This is a genomic window from Paenibacillus sp. P4_E11, from assembly GCF_056401635.1.
In genome coordinates this window covers 1-2,582 of sequence record NZ_JBFUIX010000322.1, presented here as the reverse complement: position 1 = coordinate 2,582, position 2,582 = coordinate 1, and the positions used below count along the sequence as shown (strand labels likewise).

The following is a 2,582-nucleotide window of genomic DNA, read 5'->3' as shown; positions in this document are numbered from 1 at the left end:
ATACTTGAGCTTGCTAAACTGTGTCGGTCATGCCCCGTACCAACCTCACAGCATCGTTAGTGCGGTCGCGTGTTCACTTCGAATATCCAGATCATCCCGTTCTGATCGATGCCATAATCGAAACCAAATTTCCCGACGCCAGGAAATGCGCGCTCCAGGATGGAGATACACATCCGAGTCAATTGACGCATCTCGGTCTTCTTACCCTTTACCGCAGAGACGGACAAGGAGCGGCTGATGCCTTCAGCGGACGTCATCATCGTCCCACCCCTACATAAATTTGTGACGAATAGTCCTTGTCTGGCCAGACGACCGACCATAGCTGTCGTGGCCCAGCGACGGTTCTTCCGGACCATCTTCACTCTGTAATCGATCGGACGTCCGTTTATTGTGACAAGCGTAATTCCTCGTTGAATCAAATACTTCCGTTTCCGGCGAATCCGCCTCAACCCTGTGACTAGCGCAGCGAAACTGCCGAACTTTCGAATAGAGCGTTGATGCCGTACCATATAGAGCCCGCTAGAACTAGTAACCATAATGAGACCTACTCCACCACTCCCGATAACGGGCTTCAGCACGACTTTGCCGTACGAACTTAACATGGACGATAACGCACTTGGTGAGTATCTCCGCGTATCCGGAATATGCTGAGCAATCCGAGGATCTTGGCGCAGTACCATCGTTTTAAGCCATTTGCTGGCAACATGGCTAGAGTTGATTGCCTTAATATGAAGGTATTGACTGTTGATGATGACCGACTCACCCAGGTCACCGGGAATGTCCTGATCCGGTTGTTCGGCTCGATATTYGCCAAGAAACGGCTCCGTATCTTGTGCGAATAGTTCGATTGTCGGTTCTACTGCTTCCACATACGATTGCACGGATACCGGAGCAAATGTGTCAGCAGGCACGTCAGGCATAACCGTAACGTTATTCGTGGCTTCCTCCATGAGTTCCCCTCCATCAATAGCAAGATTGGTCGGAAGGATCGGCTTCCGTAACAGACCTTGCCTTACTATATTCTTGGAAGAGCCACTTCTCCTGTTTGTTTGTCCTTAGGCACTCGCTTAGATTAGACATTRCTACCGTCAGTGAGATTGCCCCGGTCCGGTCAGGGTTTGCTAGCGGAGACGTTGCCTTCCCGAAGCGCGAGCGCATCCATAACACCACGAAACACATTCAGCGCCAGTCCACCCTCACGTTCGTTCGCATGCGGTACGACGACAGCTACAGCATACCGAGGCCGCTCTACCGGTCCATAGCCGATGAACCATTGGTTCACAGCCGGTTTGCCATTCACAGTTACTTCGGCAGTCCCAGACTTGCCGGCCAGTTTCCACTTCGCTTGCTGAAGCGACTTGCCCGTCCCTTCTTGAACCACATCCTGCATCCAGCCTGTCAATCGCTTCGCTGTCGATGTCGAAATACCTTCTCTTCTTGCAAGCAGCACCTCCTCTGGAAACGTCTGGGCCGCAGTCCCATTCTGGAACCGGATGCTCTGGATGACTCTGGGACGGTGCACCTCGCCCTGATTAAGCAAGGTTACGACCAGATTGGCCGCTTGCAGGGGGGATACAAGGACATCACGCTGGCCAATCGCCGTCTGAACACGCACACCTTCATCCTCAGAAGGGATTCGGCCATTGAATATTTGTCCTTGCTCCTCAGCGTCGAACTGCATGAACGTCCCATTGCCCCGCTTGTCCGTCCAGCCGACTTGCCRGTCCAACCCAAGTTTCTCCGCATAGCTCTGCAACTGGCTGCCTGTCAACCTCTCAGCAACCTTGGCGAACGTCACGTTGCACGACACAGCGAACGCTTCTTCAAGCGTAATACTGCCGTGCCCGCTCTTCAGCCAGCAAGTGAAGCCGTATTTGCCCAGGGCACCGTCGCAGCGGAAATGTTCATCCAGCTTGACCACACCTTCCTCCAGGGCGGCAGCAGCCACAACAGTCTTGAAGATCGATCCAGGTGCGAACGCCTTCAGTGCGCGGTTACTCCACTGACCACCGACAAGGTCGACCTGATTCGGATTGTAGTCAGGCCTGCTAGCCATCGCCAGCACGTCGGCATTCGAAGCATCCAGTACGACGACAGCGCCTTCGCGGATTTGCAGCTTGGACAACAGCTGCTCGATCTCCCGCTGCAGCGGCAAGTCCAGCGTTGTAACCACCTGAAGCGGGTAATAGGGATTGTCCGGGGCCACCTGCCGGGTTTCCATTCCTTCCATTGGACGCGCAACGGCATCTGTGAACTGACTGATMGATGTATGGCCGATGCCTTGCAAATACGATTCCAGCGTCTTCTCCAAACCCGCAACACCGATTCGGCTATTAATCGCTAATTGTCCAGTTTTAAGCTCCCGGGCATACATTTGCTCGATTCGCTGCGGGTTCTCACCGATGTATCCGATCAGTTGCTTGGCCGCCGCATTATCTGGGTATCGACGAACGGTCTCAAATACTTTCACCCCTGGCAACGCCAATGTGTTGATCTGATTCACCTGCTGAGCTGTCAACGCTTTAGGTAGTCCAGATAGTCCATCTGTCCACRTGAGAGGCTGCACCAGTCCGGTATAAAAC

2 protein-coding genes are annotated in these 2,582 nt (G+C 53.5%); both read right to left on the bottom strand.

What is annotated here, in order from left to right:
- Positions 1-56 precede the first annotated feature (56 nt).
- Entirely contained in the window at positions 57-950 is an 894-nt protein-coding gene (locus AC1DWB_RS33440; protein ID WP_477545401.1) for a YheC/YheD family protein, read from the bottom strand.
- 161 nt (positions 951-1,111) lie between these two features.
- Positions 1,112-2,582 (bottom strand): peptidoglycan D,D-transpeptidase FtsI family protein (locus tag AC1DWB_RS33435; protein ID WP_477545400.1); only part of this gene is annotated, 1,471 nt, incomplete at its 5' end.